Genomic DNA, 17064 nt, shown 5'->3' with positions numbered 1-17064 from the left:
TCGTCGTGGGCCGTGCGTCGGCACGGTGCCACGGGTTGCAGGGGTTGAAGCCGGTGGTCAGGTGCACGTCCGGGGAAACCCCGCACCGGGTGTGGGCACCCGGCGCGGCGGCCCCCACGAGCGGAAGGTCAGTCGAGGCCCCGCAGGTCCAGGGTCAGGGCCGTGTCGCCGTCGACCGTGACCGACACCGGGATGCCCCAGTCCTGCTGGTACAGGTGGCAGGCGGCGTGGTCGGGGATCTCCCCGCCCGGCTCGCCGTCGCAGGACGCCGCCCGCGCGGCGATGTGGAGGACGCCGTCACCTGCATCGGGGGACAGCACGAGCTCGCGCGTGAGCCCCGTGGACGTGCCGCCGCCGGAGACCAGGAGTGACTCGGGGGACGCGCTGATCTTCAGCTGGGTGGGATCGCCCCAGCGGTCGTCGAGCTTCTGGCCGCTGGGCGCGGCGAAGCGGACGGTCAACGCGACCGGGCCGGCGGCCATCGGTGTCTTCGGCCGCTGCGTCCGGGACGCCCCCTCGTCGACGGCGAGCGCCTCCTTGGGCAGCGGCACGCGGACGAGCTGGTGCCGGTTGGTCTCGACGACGATCAGCAGGGGGTCGCCGCCGTCGGCCACTGGGGTCATGTCGACGAGGACGTCGGACGGCTCGGACAGTCCGCGCAGCAGCGTGGACACCTGGCGCGTGGCCGGGTCGTAGCGGCGGACGGCGCCGTTGTAGGTGTCGGCGATCGCGATGGAGCCGTCAGGCAGGGCGGTGACGCCGAGCGGATGCTGCAGGCGCGCCTGGTCGGCGTCGCCGTCGCGGAACCCGAAGTCGAACAGGCCGGTCCCGACGGCCGTCTGCACCTGGACCCGGTTGCGCCCGTTAACCTCGAGGAAGGACAGGATCCGTACGGAGGACGTCTCGGAATCGGCGATCCAGATGGAGCCGTTCGCGTCCTCGGCGAGGCCCGAGGACTGCGCGAACCAGGCCGCCGAGGCGTCGCCGTCGAGCAGTCCCTCGAGGCCCGTCCCCGCGAGGACCTCGACGGCATGGGTGCGGGGGTCGTAGCCGAAGATCTGGTGGGTACCGGCCATGGCGATGACCACGCGGTCCAGGACCGACGAGTAGAGCACGTCCCACGGGGAGGACAGCGACACGTGCAGGGCATCGGTGCCGAGGTGCGTCTCGGTGAGGCGCGGCGTCTCGCTCGGCGCGCCGACCTCGTACGCGTTCTCCTGCCGGCCCGTCTTGGTGTGGTTCCCGGCGTCGAGCAGGCGCTGTGTCCCGTTGCCGGCGAGCGTTCGCACCTCGCCGGTCGCGAGGTCCACGCCGCGGAGGCGGTGGTTGACGGAGTCGGCGACGACGACGTCGTACCCGACCTCCGCGGCGAGCCCGGCGGGCAGGAGGGCGACTCCCTGGGGCTCGTTGAACTCGGCCTCGTCGGCCGTGCCGTCGCGGAAGCCCTTGGTGCCGGAGCCGATGGTGCGGCGCACGGTGACGAGGTCCGCCTCGAGCTCCACGAGCCGGTGGTGGCCGGTGTCCCCGGCGAGGAAGGTGCCGGTGGCGGGCAGGGCGAGGAGCTTGCCCGGGAACTTCAGCTCCCCGGCGGTGCTCTCGGCCGGGACGTAGGGCCCGTCCCCCCGGTGCAGGGTGCCCTTCGCCTCGTGCTCGGCCACGAGCTCCTCGACGAGCGAGGTCAGACCGGCCGCATGGCCCTCACCGGAGAGGTGCGCCACGATGTAGCCCTCGGGGTCGATGACCACGAGCGTGGGCCACGCGCGCGCCGTGTACGCCTGCCACGTGGTGAGTTCCGGGTCGTCCAGCACCGGGTGGTGGATGTCGTAGCGTTCGACGGCGGCGGCGAGCGCCACCGGGTCGGCCTCGTGCTCGAACTTCGGGGAATGCACGCCGACGGTGACGAGGACGTCCGAATACTGCTCCTCGAGGGGGCGCAGCTCGTCGAGGACGTGCAGGCAGTTGATGCAGCAGAAGGTCCAGAAATCGAGGACGACGATCTTGCCTCGGAGGTCCTCGAGCTGCAGGTGCTTCCCGCCGGTGTTGAGCCAGTTCCGGCCGGTCAGCGCTGAACCGCGCACGCGGTAGCCGGTGCGCCCGGTGGTCTCGGTCATTCGGTCTCCCCTGCAGGATCTCCTGCGGTCGTGGCCCGCGCCGCGGGCTGCTGCCCGGGACGCCGGGGTCCGGCGTCGCGCGCCGCGAGGTCGGCGAACATGCTGTTGTAAGCCGTCAGGTCGGCGTCGTTATTCCTGTCCGCCGCACGATCCTTGCGCTTCGTCTCCCGGGCGTCGGACTTCGACCACATGATCGCGACGCCGATCGCGAGCAGCAGCGTCGGGATCTCGCCGACGCCCCACGTCACGGCGCCGCCCACCTGCTGGTCGGCGAGCGCGGAGACACCCCACTCGCGGCCCATGTTGCCGAACCAGGAGGCCTCGAACAGCGACGTGGAGCCCATGAGGGTGACGCCGAAGAAGGCGTGGAAGGCCATGGTCGCGAAGAGGAGCAGGATCCGCAGGGGGAAGGGTGCGCGGTACGGGACGGGGTCGGAGCCGATCATCGAGAGCACGAAGATGTACCCGGTGATGAGGAAGTGCGTGATCATCAGCTCGTGGCCCACGTGCTCGCGGAGCGCGAACCCGAAGAGCGGCGAGTAGTAGAAGACGACGATGGAGGCCACGAAGTTGCCCGCCGCGAAGAGCGGGTGCGTGATGATCCTCGACGGCCAGGAATGCACGATCACGAGGATCCACTCCCGGATACCGCGGGTCCCGTCGCGTCGCGCGCCGAGCGCCCTGAGCGCCAGCGTGACGGGCGCGCCCAGGACGAGGAACAGCGGCACCACCATGGTCAACGCCATGTGGTCGATCATGTGGGCGCTGAACAGCACCATGCCGTAGACGGCGGGGGCCCCGGACGTGAAGTAGGTCAGCAGGCACAGGCCCACCAGCCAGCTGACGAGCCTCAGCGGGGACCAGGAGTCGCCGCGACGGTACAGCTTGACCGCGCCGAGGAGGTACGCGACGCCGAGGGTCAGGGCCACCGTGATCCACAGCCAGTCCAGCCGCCACTCGCTGAGCCAGCGGTCCAGGGTCGGGTCGGGCGGGAGGTCGTACCCGGTCAGGATCCGGGCGGGGCCCGCCTCCGTGGGCAGCTCCTCCCCGCGTGGGGGTGCGGTGCGGCCGAGGGCGCCTGCCACACCGGACACCGCGGCCATGATCACGAGTTCCACGGCGATGAGCTGCCACAGCACGCGCCGGGCGGAGAGCTTCGACGCCGCGGTCCCGGCCGGGGCCTCCAGCTGCGGGATGATCCACTGCCGGTGCATCCAGCCGATGCCGCCCAGCAGCAGGGTGGCGATGGTCTTGAAGGTGACGAGCAGGCCCCACTGCGAGCTGAGCTGCGCGAGCTCCGTGATCCGGAGGCTGGCGTTCACCACGCCGGAGCCCACCACGAGGAGGAACGCGAACCCGGCCAGCGCGGAGAAGCGCCTGAGGACCGGCAGCGTCTGGTCCCCCAGCCTGCCGCCGACGACGGCGAGGGAGATGATCCCCCCGACCCACAGGCAGACCCCGACGAGGTGCAGTGCGATCGAGTTCACGGCGGCGTTGTGGTCGTTACCGCTGGCCGAGTGCCCGATCAGCGCCATGGGCAGCAGGTTCAGGAGTGCGAGCACCAGCGCCAGTGCCAGCCCCGTCTGCGACCGCACCCCGAACAGCACCGTGGCGAGGACCGCGGAGACGATGGACGTCACGAGCCAGGCGCGGCCGGTGGAGAAATCGGTGAGGAACGCCGCGAGCCCCTGCGTGTAGGCGGGGTCGGTGCTGAGCGGGAGGCCCGCCGCGTCGGAGTAGGTGAAGACCATGACGCCGAGCGCCCCGAGGGTCCAGACGACGGCGGAGACGGACGCGAGGAGCAGCACGCGGGAGAAGGCGGGGTGCTCGCCCGCGTCGTCCCGCGGCTTGCGCCCGTTGGTGCCGACCTGCCGGGGCAGCATGACGACGGCGAAGACGAGGGCGCCGATGGTCCCCGCGGCCGCCGTGTTGTTGAGGACCTTGGCGACGGGCAGGCCCCACCGGGTCAGGGCGCCCGGGTCACCGAGCTGCCGGGCCGCCGCGGCGCCCGAGAAGAACAGGGCCACCACGAGGGCGGCGAGGACGACGACGCCGGCGAGGATCAGCCAGGCGGTCCCGACGGCGCGCTCCGGGGAGGTGCGGGCGAGCGTCTCGCGCGGGTGCTTGGCAGTAGTCGACACGTACACCATTCTCTACCCGCAGTAGAAATAGGGCCAATCCCGCGCGGGGTCGCGACCGCCTCCGATCGGCCCCGGAACGACGGAGGGCCGCTGCCATGGCGGCAGCGGCCCTCCGGTGGAACTCCGGTGGAACAGGGACTACTTGGCGGAAGCCTTCAGCTTCGAGCCGGCGGTCAGCTTGACGCTGTGGCCGGCGGCGATCTGGATGGTCTCGCCGGTCTGGGGGTTGCGGCCGGTGCGCGCTGCGCGGCTGGTGCGCTCGACGGCGAGCCATCCGGGGATGGTGATCTTCTCGTCCTTGGCGATGGACTCGGCGAAGACGTCGAACAGCGCGTCGAGGACGCCGTTGACGGCGGCCTGGCTGGTGTCAGCCTTCGCTGCTACCTCGGCAACAAGTTCACTACGGTTTTTAGCCAATTTAGGTCCTCCTGGACGTCACTCTGCGGAACGAGCTTTTCGCGGTATTCGAAAGCCTCTGTCCGAAAACCTATCAGCTTGGACGCCCTGCCCCGCGTGTTTACGCGGCTTTTCGGCCGGAACAGGGTCGTTTCGGGCCAGTTTGGGCGTCTCCTGCACACATCCGGTGAAGAACGGAGAAGCCGGCAACCTGTGGTTGCCGGCTTCTCCGGTGTCGTGCATGGTCGTGCTGGGGGCCTGGGCCCCGGCGGCTGTTACCAGCTCGACTTGGTCACGCCGGGCAGCTCGCCGCGGTGCGCCATGTCGCGGAAACGGATACGCGAGATGCCGAACTTCTGGAGCGTGCCACGGGGGCGGCCGTCGATCTGGTCGCGGTTGCGCAGGCGCACCGGCGAGGCGTTGCGCGGGAGCTTCTGCAGGCCGAGGCGTGCCGCTTCGCGTGCTTCGTCGGTGGCGTTCTCGTCGACGAGGGTCTTCTTGAGCTCGAGGCGCTTGGCCGCGTAGCGCTCGACGATGACCTTGCGCTGCTCGTTGCGAGCAATCTTTGACTTCTTGGCCATGGTTAGCGCTCCTCTCGGAATTCGACGTGCTTGCGGATCTTGGGGTCGTACTTCATCAGGACCATGCGGTCCGGATCGTTACGACGGTTCTTGCGCGTCACGTAGGTGTAGCCCGTCCCTGCGGTGGACTTCAGCTTGATGATCGGACGTACGTCCTTGTCCTTTGCCATTAGAGCTTCACTCCCCTCGCGAGAATCGACGCGACGACAGCGTCGATGCCGCGGACGTCGATCGTCTTGATGCCGCGGGCGGAGACCTGCAGCGTCACGTTGCGGCGCAGGGAAGGCACGTAGTAGCGCTTCTTCTGAATGTTGGGGTCGAACCGGCGCTTGTTGCGGCGGTGCGAGTGCGAAATGCTGTGTCCAAAGCCGGGCTCGGCTCCGGTCACTTGGCAGTGGGCTGCCATAACTCTCCTCCAGATTAGATGAACGTGACGGAATCACTTGTTGAGCGTCCCGCCACCAGTAATGACACCGCTATTACTGCAGCTTTCCGGAGGTTGGCCTGGCAGGGTGAGAACCTGCCGAAGCGCCTCGCCGCGGGGAAGACGGTGAAGATCGGGCGGGGCGCGGCCTTCCGGCCGGCACAGCCCTACATTCCAGGTAGTCGCGGGCAGCTGGGTGGACTCCGGTCCGTCCGTGGACGGTCGGCGTCAGCTCCAGCCAAACGCCTTACCATACTACCGACTGGATCCGGCTCGACCAAAACACGTCAGTCGCTCATCCGCCCGTCCCGGTCGACGACCGCGGGTTGGTCCGGTCCGGTGCCTTCGCGGGGGCCCGAGACGACGGCGTCCGAGTCGACGATCGCGTGGCGGACCCGGCCGTCGGCGGTGACCCGCACGCGGTTCAGGAGGACCGAGTCCTCCACGACGGCGCCGGCCTCGACCATGACCCCGGAGCCGATGACGCTCCTGCGGACGGTGCCCCGGACCGTGGAGCCCGGTGCGATCAGCGCATCGGCGACGACGGCGCCGTCGCCGATGAAGGCCGGTGCCAGCTGCGGGGGTTCGGTGAGGATGGGCCATCGCGGGTCGGCGAGGTCCAGGCCCGTGCCGTCCACGAGGTCGAGGTGGGCGCGGAGGTAGTTGACCGGCGTCCCGAGGTCGCGCCAGTACCCTTCGAGCCGGTGCTCCACCACGGTGCCCCGCTCCACGAGGTGCGGCACGAGGTGGTGGCCGTAGTCGCCCAGGCCGTCCTCGGTGTCCTGCAGGACTTCCAGCGTGTCGAGGAGCGCGGCCGTGGTGTAGAGGAAGATCTCCGCCGCCACGAGGCTCGTGGGCGGGTCCTCCGGCTTGTAGGCGAAGCCGGTGACCCGGCCGTCGTCGGCGACCGTCGCCACCCCGTGGGAGGAGGCGTCGCCGTCGAAATCGACGGTGACCATCGTCAGGTCCGCGCCCGTCCCGAGGTGGGTCTCGACGACGTCGCGGTAGTCCAGGCGGTAGAGGTGGTCCGAACTGAGCACGAGGACCAGGTCCGGGGCGAAGTCCCGGATGAAGGACGCCTGGCGGAGCAGGCCGTCGGCGTTCCCGTCGGCGAAGCCGGCACCCTCGTTGCCGCTGAAGGGCGGCAGGACCAGCAGGCCGCCCCGGGTACGGTCGAGGTCCCAGGGGCGCCCGTTGCGGAGGTGGTCGTTGATGGTCTTCGGCTGGTACTGCTCCATGATCCAGACATCGGAGATCCCGCTGTGGTGCAGGTTGGACAGGGCGACGTCGATGAGCCTGAAACTGCCGCCGAGGGGCATGGCCGGCTTCGCGCGGTGATCGGTGAGGGCGCCGAGGCGACCTCCCGCCCCGCCCGCCAGGACGATCGCCAGAATGCGGGGTTGGTGCCGGAACTGCGCGTGCTCGTGCATCTGACGTCCTGTCCTGCCCGGGGCGTGGCCCGGCGCTGCGTGGTGCTCGGTCGTGCCGGCTGGTGCCGGCTGGTGCTGCGTGGTGCTCGGTGGTGCCGGCTGGTGCTGCGGAGGCTCGGGGTTCGGTGGCTCAGGGCGAAGGGGGTGCGGCGCCCGTCCCGCTACCCGCCGCGGGCACCGTGCCGGACTCCCGGGCGGGGCCGGCGGCCGTCTCCTCGCCGGGCTCCTCGCCGTCGGACAGGATCCAGTGCGCACCGTCCATCCCGCGGAGGATCTTGCGGCCCACCCGCTCGAGGTCGGCGACGTCCTTCCCGTCGAGGGCGTCGAAGACCGTGGCACGGACCTGCGCGACGTGCGACACCGCGAGTCCGGTCAGCATGTCGAGACCGGCGGTCGTGAGGGACGCCGTCGTCACCCGGCCGTCGGAGTGCGAGGGGAGGCGGTCCACCCAGCCGCGGGCCTCCAGTTTCTTCACCACGTGGCTGAGGCGGGAGAGCGACGCCGTCGAGCGGGCGGCGAGCTCGCTCATGGGCAGGCACGTGCCCTCGGACTCGGAGAGCATCGCCAGGACGTGGTAGTCGAAGAGGGTGATGCGTGCTTCCCGGAACAGGTGCGCATCGAGGTGCGCCGGGACGAGGGACGTCAGCGCATACAGTGCCAGCCATGCGCGCCGCTCGTCGGATGTGAGCCATTGCGCCGCCATCCGCTCATTCTGGCACACCGTTTCCCGGCCGCCGAGGGGCGCGGGGAGGAGCGGCACCGGCTTGCACCACCCCCCGGGGAGTGCTTGTCAGCGGAGGAGGATCTGCGACTCCGCCGGCAGCTCGGTGCCCGTGGGTGTCCGGAAGGCGAGGGGCAGGCCCCGTGCACTGTCCCACTCGATGCTGTCCGTGACCTGGAGGTGCACGTGGGGCTGCGTGCTGTTGCCGGAGTTTCCGCATTCGGCCAGCGGCCGGCCCGCGACGACCCGTTCCCCCACCCGGACCCGGAGCGAGCCCCGGCGCAGGTGGGCGACCAGCACGAAGGGTCCGCCCGGTCCGATGGCGATGACCACGTGGTTGCCCGCGATCGCTGCCGCCCCACCCTGGATCCGCCGCGCCTGGCCCGCCAGGTAGGCCACCAGGGTCACCTGCGACCTCCGCGCCTCGTGATCGTCCTCGCCGTCGTGGGCGACGACGACCGTGCCGGCGGAGGGCGCGAGGACCGGTGCGCCGAATCCGACGAAGTCCCCGGGCTGTTCGGTGGCCAGGAGGGTGCGCCAGCTGCGGGCCGCCACCCGGCCCCGCGCGTCGACGGGGACGAGGTCGATGGCGTAGGTGGTGCCCATGAGGTGGGTGCCGTGGCTCGGTACCCGGCGGGCGGGGCTGTTGCGCGCCCGGAAGTGCCCCCGGAGCGGGTACTCGAGCACGACCGGTTCCGTGCCGGCAGGGCCGCCGCTTCCCTCGGTCATCGGCTCCGTGTCCGCCCGTCGGGAGTCGACGGTCAGGGGGTCACGGAAGCCGTGGAGGTCCGGTCGGGGTGGACCGGCGCCGGGTACCTGGCGGTCAGCTCGTCACCGGACGAGACGCCGCGCAGGCGTCGCCCGACCCACGGCTTCAGGTACTCCCGCGCCCACTGCGCGTCGGCGCGCAGCTGCTCGGTCCGCCGCAGGACGGGGCGGGTGCCGAGTTCCGGCAGGTCGATCCGGTGGGACGCGTTCAGGGCCTCGAGCACGCGTGCGGCCATGAGCGTGTGCCCGGCGGTGGACATGTGCATCCGGTCGACGTCCCAGTAGCCCCAGTCCTGGAACTCGCGCAGCCGCCAGTAGTCCACGATCGCGGCGCCCCGCTTGTCGGCGATCTCGCGGACCCACTCGTTGTAGACGGCGGTGCGCCCGCGGGTCTTCCCGAAGACGGCGGAGCCCGCGGCGTCGAAGCCCGTGAACAGCACGACGTCGGTGCCGGCGTCGCGGAGCCGTCCGATGCCGTCGTCGTAGTGCGCCATGAGCGCGTCGATGTCGATGCGCGGCCGCAGGATGTCGTTGGCGCCCGCGTAGATCGTCACGAGCGTGGGCTGCAGCGCCAGGGCGGCGTCGACCTGCTCGTCGAGGATCTGGCGCATCTTCTTCCCGCGGATCGCGAGATTCGCATAGCCCCAGGAGGGGTCCGCGAGGATGAGCTGCTCGGCGACGCGGTCGGCCCACCCGCGCACGCCGTTGGGCGAGGCCGGGTCCCAGTCACCCACCCCCTCGGTGAAGGAGTCGCCGAGGGCCACGTAACGCTGCGAGAAGTTCACGTCCCAAAGATTACCCTCGGTCGCGGGGGCAGCCGCGATAGGCTCGGCGGAGCCACCCGTCGACACCCCTTCCGAAGGACACCATGCCCACCGACGCTTCATCCGGACCGACCACCGACACGGTCGCGGACACGGGATCGGCCGGCCGTCGCGCCGCGCTCATCGTCAATCCGATCAAGGCGACCACGGTCGACGTCGAGGGCGCGGTGCGCCGCATCTCCGCCGAGGACGGGTGGCAGGAACCCCTGGTGATCGAGACCACGGCGGACGATCCCGGGCACGGACAGGCCCGCGAAGCGCTCGAGGCCGGGGTGGACCTGGTCATCGCGGCCGGTGGGGACGGCACCGTCCGGTGCGTGGCCGAGGAGCTCGCGGGGACCGGGACGATGATGGCGCTCGTGCCGCTGGGCACCGGCAACCTGCTGGCCCGGAACCTGGACATCGCCGTCGACGACCCGGATGCCGCCGTCGAATCCGCGTTCCGTGGCACCGAGCGGACCATCGACGTCGTGCATGTCACGGTGGATCGTGCGCAGGACGCCCACGTGTTCCTGGTCATGGCGGGCATCGGCTACGACGCCGCGATCATGTCGGACACGCGGGACGACCTGAAGGACAAGGTCGGCTGGCTCGCCTACGTGGACGCCGGGATCAGGAACCTGCCCGGCAAGCCTTCCCGCACCACCATCTCCGTGAACGGGGGCAAGCCCTTCGAGCGCCGCCTGCGCAGCGTGATGGGCGGCAACTGCGGCAAGATCATGGGCGGCCTGGAGATCTTCCCGGGCGCCAGGATCGACGACGGCCTGATGGACCTCATGACCGTGGCCCCGAAGGGCAAGCTGGGGTGGCTGGCGGTCGCCGGCAAACTGTTCACGCGCGGCAAGGGCAAGGACCCCTCCCTGGAGTACTTCCAGTGCCGCACGGCCGAGATCACGCTGCGCGAACCGCTCGAGGTGCAGCTCGACGGCGACCCGCTCGGCAAGGCGACGCACATGGCCTTCGAGGTCAAGCCGGACTCCCTCCGGCTGCGGATGCCGCTCGGCTACAAGGATCCCGCCGTCGTGAGCGAACCGCTGCCCTGATCCGCGGGGCTCCGCCAGGGGCAGAGGGCCGGCCCTCTGCCCGGACCCCCGTCCGGGGGGCCGGGCGGGGACCTGCCGCGTCAGGCCAGTTCGGCCCGCCCCTTGCGCCAGTAGCCCATGAAGGCGACCTGCTTCCGGTCCACCCCCACGTCGCGCACCAGGTAGCGGCGCAGTCCCCGGACCACGGCCGCCTCCCCCGCGATCCACGCGTAGAAGGGCTGCGTGCCGGAGGGGCGCCCCGGGTTGACGGTGGACTGCACGATCGCCGCCTCGAGCAGTTGCGGTGTCTCCCAGAGGATGGTCCTGTCGATGTCGACGTCCTCCGGCTCGCTCCCACCACTCGCTGCTCCGGCTCCCGAGAGCGACACCCAGCCCGGCACCCGCACCGCGTCGCGGACGGCGGCTTCGAGCAGTTCTCCGTGGGGGCGCTGCCCGCGGGCGAGCCAGGTGATGCCCACCGAGGAACGCGTGCCGATGTGCTGGATGTCCTGGCCGTCCGGTACCTCGAGGAACGCGTGCCCGCCGATGTCCGCGGGGAGCGCCTCGAGGATGGCGCTGATCGCGGGCACGGCGGTCTCGTCGCCGGCGAGGAGCACGTGCTGGGCGAGACCCGGGCTCCACTCGATCCCGCCGTAGGCGCCCGCCGTCGCGCACTGTGCGGCGGAGGAGTTCGGGCCGATGATGCATACCCGGTCGCCGGGGCGGGCCGCCGCGGCCCACTCGGAGGCGGGCCCCCCGCGTCCGTCCTCGTCGAGGTGGAGGACGAAGTCGACGTCGATCTCCGGCCGGGGGCCGCTGCAGCGCGATTCGCGCACGGTGTAGGTGCGCATCGATCCACGGTCCTCGGCAGCCATGCCCAGCCACAGCTGGTACCAGCTGGACGCGGCGCCGCCCGCCATCATCCCGGCGAGGTCCGGGCACGGGCGTCCGGCGGAGGGGATGACGATCTTGATCCGGAGGTCGAGGGTGTCCCCCGCCACGCCGAAGGCCTCGAGGCACGCGCCGCCGAAGGTGATGCGGCGGAAGTTCGCGGTGAGGTCCTGGACGGCCGTGACGGCGACGTCGAACGCCAGCACCATGGGCTCGGTGTCCGCGGCGGTCCGCCGCGCTGTCCGGGTCGCGTCGGTCATGATGCCTCCACTCGTGCGGGAACGGTGTCCTGCGGATTGGGTCGGTAGCCCCGCACCGGCTGGGAGCCGGGAACGGGCGCGGTGGTCGTGATGGCTGCAGGAGCGCCGTGGTGCCGGCCGACCGGTATCACCATCGGCGTCCCCGACACGGGATCCTCGATGACACGGCAGTCCAGGTTGAAGACGCCGGTCACCGTCTCCTCGGTGACGACGGCGGACGGCACGCCTTCGGCGACGATCCGGCCCTCCCGCATGGCGATCAGGTGGTCCGCGTACCGCGCGGCGAGGTTGAGGTCGTGCAGCACCATGACGACGGTGGTGCCGGAGCGCCGGTTGAGATCGGTGATGAGGTCGAGCACCTCCACCTGATGGGTGACGTCGAGGAAGGTGGTGGGCTCGTCGAGCAGCAGGATGCCCGTCTGCTGGGCGAGGGCCATGGCGATCCAGACGCGCTGGCGCTGCCCGCCGCTCAGCTCGTCCACGGTGCGGTCGGCGAGGGCCAGCGTGTCGGTGGCCTCGAGCGCGCTCGAGACGGCGTCGTCGTCGTCGGGCGTCCATTGGCGGAACCAGCCCTGGTGCGGGTAGCGGCCCCGGCCGACGAGGTCCGCGACAGTGATGCCGTCGGGGGCCACCGGTGTCTGCGGCAGGAGGCCGAGCACGCGGGCGACGGCCTTCGTGGACTGCGTGGCGATGTCCGTGCCGTTGAGCACCACGGTGCCCGCGACGGGCTTCAGCAGGCGTGCGAGCCCGCGCAGCAGCGTCGACTTGCCGCAGGCGTTGGCGCCGACGATCACGGTGACCTTGCCGGCGGGCACCTCGACCGAGAGTCCCTCGACGACGGTGCGCTCGCCATACGCTAGCGTGAGGCCCGTCGCGGACAGGGTGTCCGCCGCCCCCGGATCGACCGGTGTGCGGTGAGCCATGGTCAGCCTCCCTGGCCTGAGCGGTTGGCGGTGGCGAGCAGCCACAGCAGGAACGGCGCGCCGAGTGCGCCGGTCACGACACCCACGGGCAGCGATGTCCCGGGGACGAGGTTCGCGGCGACGAAGTCCGCGGCGAGCACGATCACCGCGCCCACGAGTGCCGCCATGGTCAGCGACGTCCGGTTGCCGAGCAGGCGGCGCGCGATCGGGCCCGACAGGAACGCGACGGAGGCGACGGGCCCTGCGGCTGCGGTGGCGACGGCTGCGAGGGCTACCGCGGTGGACAGCAGCCCCAGGCGTGAGGCCTCGACGCGGACCCCGAGGCCCGCTGCGGCGTCGTCCCCCAGTTCGAGGCCGCGGAGGCTGCGCGAGAGGACCGCGACGGCCGGCAGCAGCACCACGAGGGCGGCGACCAGCACCGTGACGCGGTCCCAGGTGCTCGAGTTGAGCGATCCGCCCAGCCACAGCACCGCTTCGCTCGCCGTGCGCAGGTCGGTGCGGGTAAGGAGGAAACTCACGAGGGCGTGCAGCACTGCGGCGAATCCGATGCCGACGAGGATCAGCCGGTAGCCGGCCACTCCCCCGCGGCGCGAGACGAGGTAGATCGCCGCGGCGACCAGCAGGGCACCGAGCAGGGCCGAGACGGACACGGCGGCTCCCGCGGCCCCGAACAGCACGATCGCCGTGACAGCGGCCGCACTCGCGCCGTAACTGATGCCGATGATGTCGGGGCTCGCCAGCGGGTTCCGCAGCATGGTCTGGAAGACGGCGCCCGCGATGCCGAAGGCCACGCCGATCAGGAGGCCGATCACGGCCCGGGGCAGCTTGTTCTCCAGGACGATGAAGCTCGCCCCCGGGATGTCGGCGCCGCCGAGGATGCGCAGGAAGTCCGGGACGGTGACGGTGTAGGAGCCGAGGAGGATGTTCATGGCGAACAGCGCGACGACGACGAAGGCCGCCGCTGCCACGCGCCTCCCCGTGCTCCGGCGGGCGCGGGCCCGGCCGGCGGCGAGCCCCGCCGCGGGTCGCGGCGCGCGTCCGGGCGCCGCGGCGGCGTGGTCGAGGGACGTGCTCACAGGTGGGCCATCCGGCGCCGCCGCACGAGCCAGACGAAGAAGGGCGCGCCCACGACGGCGGTCATGATGCCCACCTGCACCTCGCCGGGCGGCAGGACGACCCGGCCGAGGATGTCCGCGCCGAGCAGCAGCACGGGCCCGAGGAGCGCCGAGAACGGCAGGATCCAGCGGTAGTCTGCGCCGACGACGAGCCGCACCATGTGCGGGATGACGAGGCCCACGAAGGCGATCGGACCGGCGGCGGCCGTGGCGGCACCGCACAGGATCACGACGCCGAGGGCCGTGACGCCCCGGGCGAGGTTCACGTTCTGGCCGAGGCCGCGCGCCACGTCGTCGCCCAGGGCCAGGCTGTTGAGGACCTTGCCCGTGGCGAGGGTCAGCGCGAGGCCTCCGAGGATGAACGGGGCGACGGCGCCGATGACGTCCCACCCGCGCCCCGACAGCGTGCCGACCTGCCAGAAGCGGAAGGCGTCGAGCGTTTCCTGGCTCGAGACGAGCACGGCGTTCGTGAGGCTTCCGAGGCCCGCGGCCAGGGCCGCGCCGGCCAGCGCGAGCTTCACCGGCGTCGCGCCCTCCCGCCCGAGGCTCGCCACGGCGTACACCACGAGCGCGGCCGCACCGGCACCGGCGAACGCGCACCAGATGTAGCCGGACGCACTGCCGAGGCCGAACAGGTAGATGCCGACGACGACGGCGAGCGACGCGCCCGCGTTGATGCCGAGGATGCCGGGATCCGCCAGCGGGTTGCGGGCGACACCCTGCAGGGCGGCGCCGGCGGAGGCGAGCGCCGCTCCGACGAGCAGTCCGACGACGGTGCGCGGGACCCGGGAGAGCACGACGGCATGGTCGCCGTTCGACGGGTCGAAGGCCGTGACCGCGTCGAGCATGGTGCCGACGCCGACCGAGCGGGCACCGATGGTGAGGGATGCGAGGCAGAACAGGAGCAGCACCAGCGCCGTGAGGACGAGCTTCGCGAGGGTCCGCGGGGTGGAGGACCGGCGGCGGACGGGAGCCGGGCCACCGGTTGGACCAGGGCGCAGGGCGGAGGCCTGGACTGCCATGGTGCCTCCCTCAGACGGTCGATCGGTCTGAAGTAAGGCTAGCCTACGCTTGGAACAATTAAGAAACGGGTTTGTTCCCTAATCGGGGGCGCCGGAAGGGCCGGAAGGAGAGCACTCCGGCCCTTCGCCGGCCTAGGCTGCGGCCGGCGCCGTGCCGTTCCCGAAGGGCCGTCCACCCAGGGCCTCCCTGCCGTGCGCGGTCGTCCAGCCGGCGAGATCCGGGCCCTTGGGCACGATCCGGGTGGGGTTGATGTCCTCGTGGACGATGTAGTAGTGCTGCTTGATCTGCTCGAAGTCGATGGTGTCCCCGAAGCCCGGGGTCTGGAACAGGTCGCGGGCGTAGCCCCACAGGGCGGGCATCTCCGTCAGCTTGTTGCGGTTGCACTTGAAGTGGCCGTGGTAGACCGGGTCGAAGCGCACCAGCGTGGTGAACAGGCGGACGTCGGCCTCGGTGATGGTGTCCCCGACGAGGAACCGCTGGGAGGTCAGCCGCTCCTCGAGCCAGTCGAGCGCCGTGAACAGCCGGTCGTAGGCCGCCTCGTAGGCGTCCTGGGATCCGGCGAAGCCGCAGCGGTACACGCCGTTGTTGACCTCAGTGAAGACCCGCCTGTTGACGGTGTCGATCTCCGCGCGGAGCGCCTCCGGGTACAGGTCGGGGGCACCCTCGCGGTGGAAGTCCTTCCACTCGCCGGCGAAGTCGAGCGTGATCTGCGGGAAGTTGTTCGTCACCACGGCACCGGTGGTGATGTCCACGATCGCCGGCACGGTGATGCCGCGTGAATAGTCCGGGTCGCGCTTGAAGAAGGCCTCCTGCAGGCGCTCGATCCCGAGCACGGGGTCGCGCCCGTCCGGGTCGAGGTCGAAGGTCCAGGACCGGCTGTCGTGCGTGGGCCCGGGCGTGCCGAGGGAGATCGCGTCCTCCAGCCCGAGGAGGCGGCGCACGATGATGGTCCGGTTGGCCCAGGGGCAGGCGCGGGCGGCGACGAGCCGGTAACGTCCCGCCTCCACCGGGTAGCCGTCGGCGCCGTCGCGCGTGATCCTCGTCTCGATGTACTGGGTGTCCCGCGTGAACTCCTCGCCCGTGGTCACGTAGGACCCCCTGGTGCTGTGCTCGGAGGTTTCGGCCTGCTCGGTGTCGGTCATGCTGCCAGTCTAGGACGGCGGACGCGCAGGAGGCCCGGACGTGGACACGTCCGGGCCTCCTGGAGGAGTGGTCGGGCCGGCCTGCTACTGCGCCGACTCCCGCCCGTACTTCTCGCGGAGCTCGCGCCCCTCGCGGACGAGCTTGAGGTGCTTCTCGGCCTTCTTCTCCGCGGCTTTGGTGTCGCGCGGGGGGAGCTGGATGGTCTCCTCCGCCTCGATGCCGCCCTGCAGCTGGCGTCCACGCTCCATCTCGGCGTCGAACTCGACACCGAACAGGAGCGAGAGGTTCGCGAGCCAGATCCACAGGAGCAGGACGATCACGCCGGCGATGGCGCCGTACGTCTTGTCGTAGCTGCCGAAGTTGGCCACGTAGAGGGAGAACGCCGCCGTGGTGATCGCCAGGACGACGAGGGCGATGAAACCGCCCAGGCTCATCCAGCGCAACTTGGGCTGCTTGACGTTGGGGGCGCCGTAGTACAGCACGGCGATCATGATGATCGCGAAGGCGAGCATGACCGGCCACTTGGCGATGTTCCAGATGGTCACGGCGGTGCTACCCAGGCCGATGGTGTTGCCGACGGCCTCGGCGACCGGTCCGGACAGCACGAGCATGAGGCCCATGGCCACGATCAGGACGAGGACGATGACGGTGATGAGCAGCATCTGCGGGCGCAGTTTGAGGAACCCGCGGCCCTCCTCGACCTCGTAGACGCGGTTCATGGCGCGGGAGAACGCGTTGACGTAGCCGGAGGCCGACCAGATGGCGCCGAGGAGGCCGATGACGAACGTCAGGCCGGCGGCCTGGTTCGAGGCGAGCCCCTCGATGGTGGGCCTGATCGTGTCGAGCGTGTCCGGCGGGGCGAACTGGCCGATGATCTCCAGGACCTGGTTCGTGGTGTTCTGCGCCTGCCCGAAGAGCCCGAGGAGGGACAGCAGGGCGAGGATGCCGGGGAAGATCGCGAGGACGGCGTAGTAGGTCAGCGCCGCTGCGAGGTCGGTGCACTGGTCCTTGCCGAACTCGCTGACGGAACGCTTGAACACGTACTTCCAGGCCGGCTTCTTCACGTCCTTGGGATCGTCCGGCTTGCGTGGATCATTCGGATCGGGGGCGCTCTGCGCCTTCTTCGCGGCGTCGCTCTGCGGCTCGCTGCGCACCCTGCTGTTGCTGCTCACGGATACCTCCGGGGTCGGGCCCCGAAAAGGGGCGTTCCTGCTGCTGTACGTCTGCTCCAACTGCACCATAAGCTTACTTAGTAGTCCAGTTCCGATCGGCGCGTCGTCGGCGGCACCCC

At 70.9% G+C, this 17064-nt stretch carries 17 protein-coding genes; 1 reads left to right on the top strand and 16 read right to left on the bottom strand.

Features of this window, described 5'->3' with window-relative positions:
* Nucleotides 1–128: 128 nt before the first annotated feature.
* From ACX80K_RS05425 to ACX80K_RS05380, 10 genes are all read right to left on the bottom strand, one after another.
* The gene (locus ACX80K_RS05425) at nucleotides 129–2111 is read right to left on the bottom strand and encodes an NHL domain-containing thioredoxin family protein (RefSeq protein WP_459270850.1); all 1983 of its coding nucleotides are present in this window, start codon (nucleotides 2109–2111) and stop codon (nucleotides 129–131) included.
* Complete coding sequence (locus ACX80K_RS05420) at nucleotides 2108–4261, bottom strand: cytochrome c oxidase assembly protein (protein ID WP_459270849.1); 2154 nt, start codon at nucleotides 4259–4261, stop codon at nucleotides 2108–2110. The genes ACX80K_RS05425 and ACX80K_RS05420 overlap by 4 nt, the downstream gene beginning before the upstream one ends.
* Nucleotides 4262–4390: 129 nt before the next feature.
* Nucleotides 4391–4669, bottom strand: a complete 279-nt coding sequence (locus ACX80K_RS05415; protein ID WP_104181350.1) for an HU family DNA-binding protein — start codon at nucleotides 4667–4669, stop codon at nucleotides 4391–4393.
* A gap of 254 nt (nucleotides 4670–4923) precedes the next feature.
* Entirely contained in the window at nucleotides 4924–5229 is a 306-nt protein-coding gene (rpsN, locus tag ACX80K_RS05410; protein ID WP_158502799.1) for a 30S ribosomal protein S14, read from the bottom strand.
* A 2-nt stretch (nucleotides 5230–5231) separates the two neighbouring features.
* Nucleotides 5232–5399, bottom strand: coding sequence for a 50S ribosomal protein L33 (rpmG, locus tag ACX80K_RS05405; RefSeq protein ID WP_019481734.1), 168 nt, complete (start codon nucleotides 5397–5399; stop codon nucleotides 5232–5234).
* A complete protein-coding gene (rpmB, locus tag ACX80K_RS05400; protein WP_043441573.1) occupies nucleotides 5399–5635 on the bottom strand; it encodes a 50S ribosomal protein L28 in 237 nt (78 codons plus the stop codon). Before rpmB ends, rpmG begins: the two co-directional genes overlap by 1 nt.
* Before the next feature lie 305 nt (nucleotides 5636–5940).
* On the bottom strand, nucleotides 5941–7083 hold the full coding sequence (locus tag ACX80K_RS05395) for a glucose-1-phosphate adenylyltransferase family protein (protein ID WP_459270848.1): 1143 nt from the start codon (nucleotides 7081–7083) through the stop codon (nucleotides 5941–5943).
* Nucleotides 7084–7213: 130 nt separating this feature from the next.
* On the bottom strand, nucleotides 7214–7786 hold the full coding sequence (locus tag ACX80K_RS05390; RefSeq protein WP_459270847.1) for a MarR family winged helix-turn-helix transcriptional regulator: 573 nt from the start codon (nucleotides 7784–7786) through the stop codon (nucleotides 7214–7216).
* Nucleotides 7787–7873: 87 nt separating this feature from the next.
* The gene (locus tag ACX80K_RS05385; RefSeq protein WP_459270846.1) at nucleotides 7874–8533 is read right to left on the bottom strand and encodes a M23 family metallopeptidase; all 660 of its coding nucleotides are present in this window, start codon (nucleotides 8531–8533) and stop codon (nucleotides 7874–7876) included.
* Between the two features lie 32 nt (nucleotides 8534–8565).
* Nucleotides 8566–9357 (bottom strand): SGNH/GDSL hydrolase family protein, encoded by a 792-nt coding sequence (locus ACX80K_RS05380; RefSeq protein ID WP_459270845.1) that lies wholly within the window; start codon nucleotides 9355–9357, stop codon nucleotides 8566–8568.
* An 83-nt stretch (nucleotides 9358–9440) separates the two neighbouring features.
* On the opposite strand from ACX80K_RS05380, the gene ACX80K_RS05375 reads away from it, so the two are divergent.
* Nucleotides 9441–10439 (top strand): diacylglycerol/lipid kinase family protein, encoded by a 999-nt coding sequence (locus ACX80K_RS05375; RefSeq protein WP_459270844.1) that lies wholly within the window; start codon nucleotides 9441–9443, stop codon nucleotides 10437–10439.
* An 80-nt stretch (nucleotides 10440–10519) separates the two neighbouring features.
* Here the strand turns inward: ACX80K_RS05375 and ACX80K_RS05370 are convergent, their stop codons facing one another.
* The 6 genes from ACX80K_RS05370 to ACX80K_RS05345 form a co-directional block, all read right to left on the bottom strand.
* A complete protein-coding gene (locus tag ACX80K_RS05370; protein WP_459270843.1) occupies nucleotides 10520–11569 on the bottom strand; it encodes a siderophore-interacting protein in 1050 nt (349 codons plus the stop codon).
* A complete protein-coding gene (locus tag ACX80K_RS05365; protein WP_459270842.1) occupies nucleotides 11566–12492 on the bottom strand; it encodes an ABC transporter ATP-binding protein in 927 nt (308 codons plus the stop codon). Before ACX80K_RS05365 ends, ACX80K_RS05370 begins: the two co-directional genes overlap by 4 nt.
* A gap of 2 nt (nucleotides 12493–12494) precedes the next feature.
* Nucleotides 12495–13421 (bottom strand): FecCD family ABC transporter permease, encoded by a 927-nt coding sequence (locus ACX80K_RS05360; protein ID WP_459271372.1) that lies wholly within the window; start codon nucleotides 13419–13421, stop codon nucleotides 12495–12497.
* A 143-nt stretch (nucleotides 13422–13564) separates the two neighbouring features.
* The gene (locus ACX80K_RS05355) at nucleotides 13565–14629 is read right to left on the bottom strand and encodes a FecCD family ABC transporter permease (protein WP_459270841.1); all 1065 of its coding nucleotides are present in this window, start codon (nucleotides 14627–14629) and stop codon (nucleotides 13565–13567) included.
* 132 nt (nucleotides 14630–14761) lie between these two features.
* Nucleotides 14762–15772: a glutathione S-transferase family protein gene (locus tag ACX80K_RS05350; protein ID WP_459270840.1), complete on the bottom strand. Its 1011-nt coding sequence runs from the start codon at nucleotides 15770–15772 to the stop codon at nucleotides 14762–14764.
* An 84-nt stretch (nucleotides 15773–15856) separates the two neighbouring features.
* Complete coding sequence (locus tag ACX80K_RS05345) at nucleotides 15857–16945, bottom strand: YihY/virulence factor BrkB family protein (RefSeq protein WP_459270839.1); 1089 nt, start codon at nucleotides 16943–16945, stop codon at nucleotides 15857–15859.
* Nucleotides 16946–17064 lie beyond the last annotated feature (119 nt).

The sequence above is a fragment of the Arthrobacter sorbitolis genome, from assembly GCF_054510995.1.
Note: the sequence above shows the minus strand (reverse complement) of the source record. Positions and strands in the feature narration are given on the sequence as shown.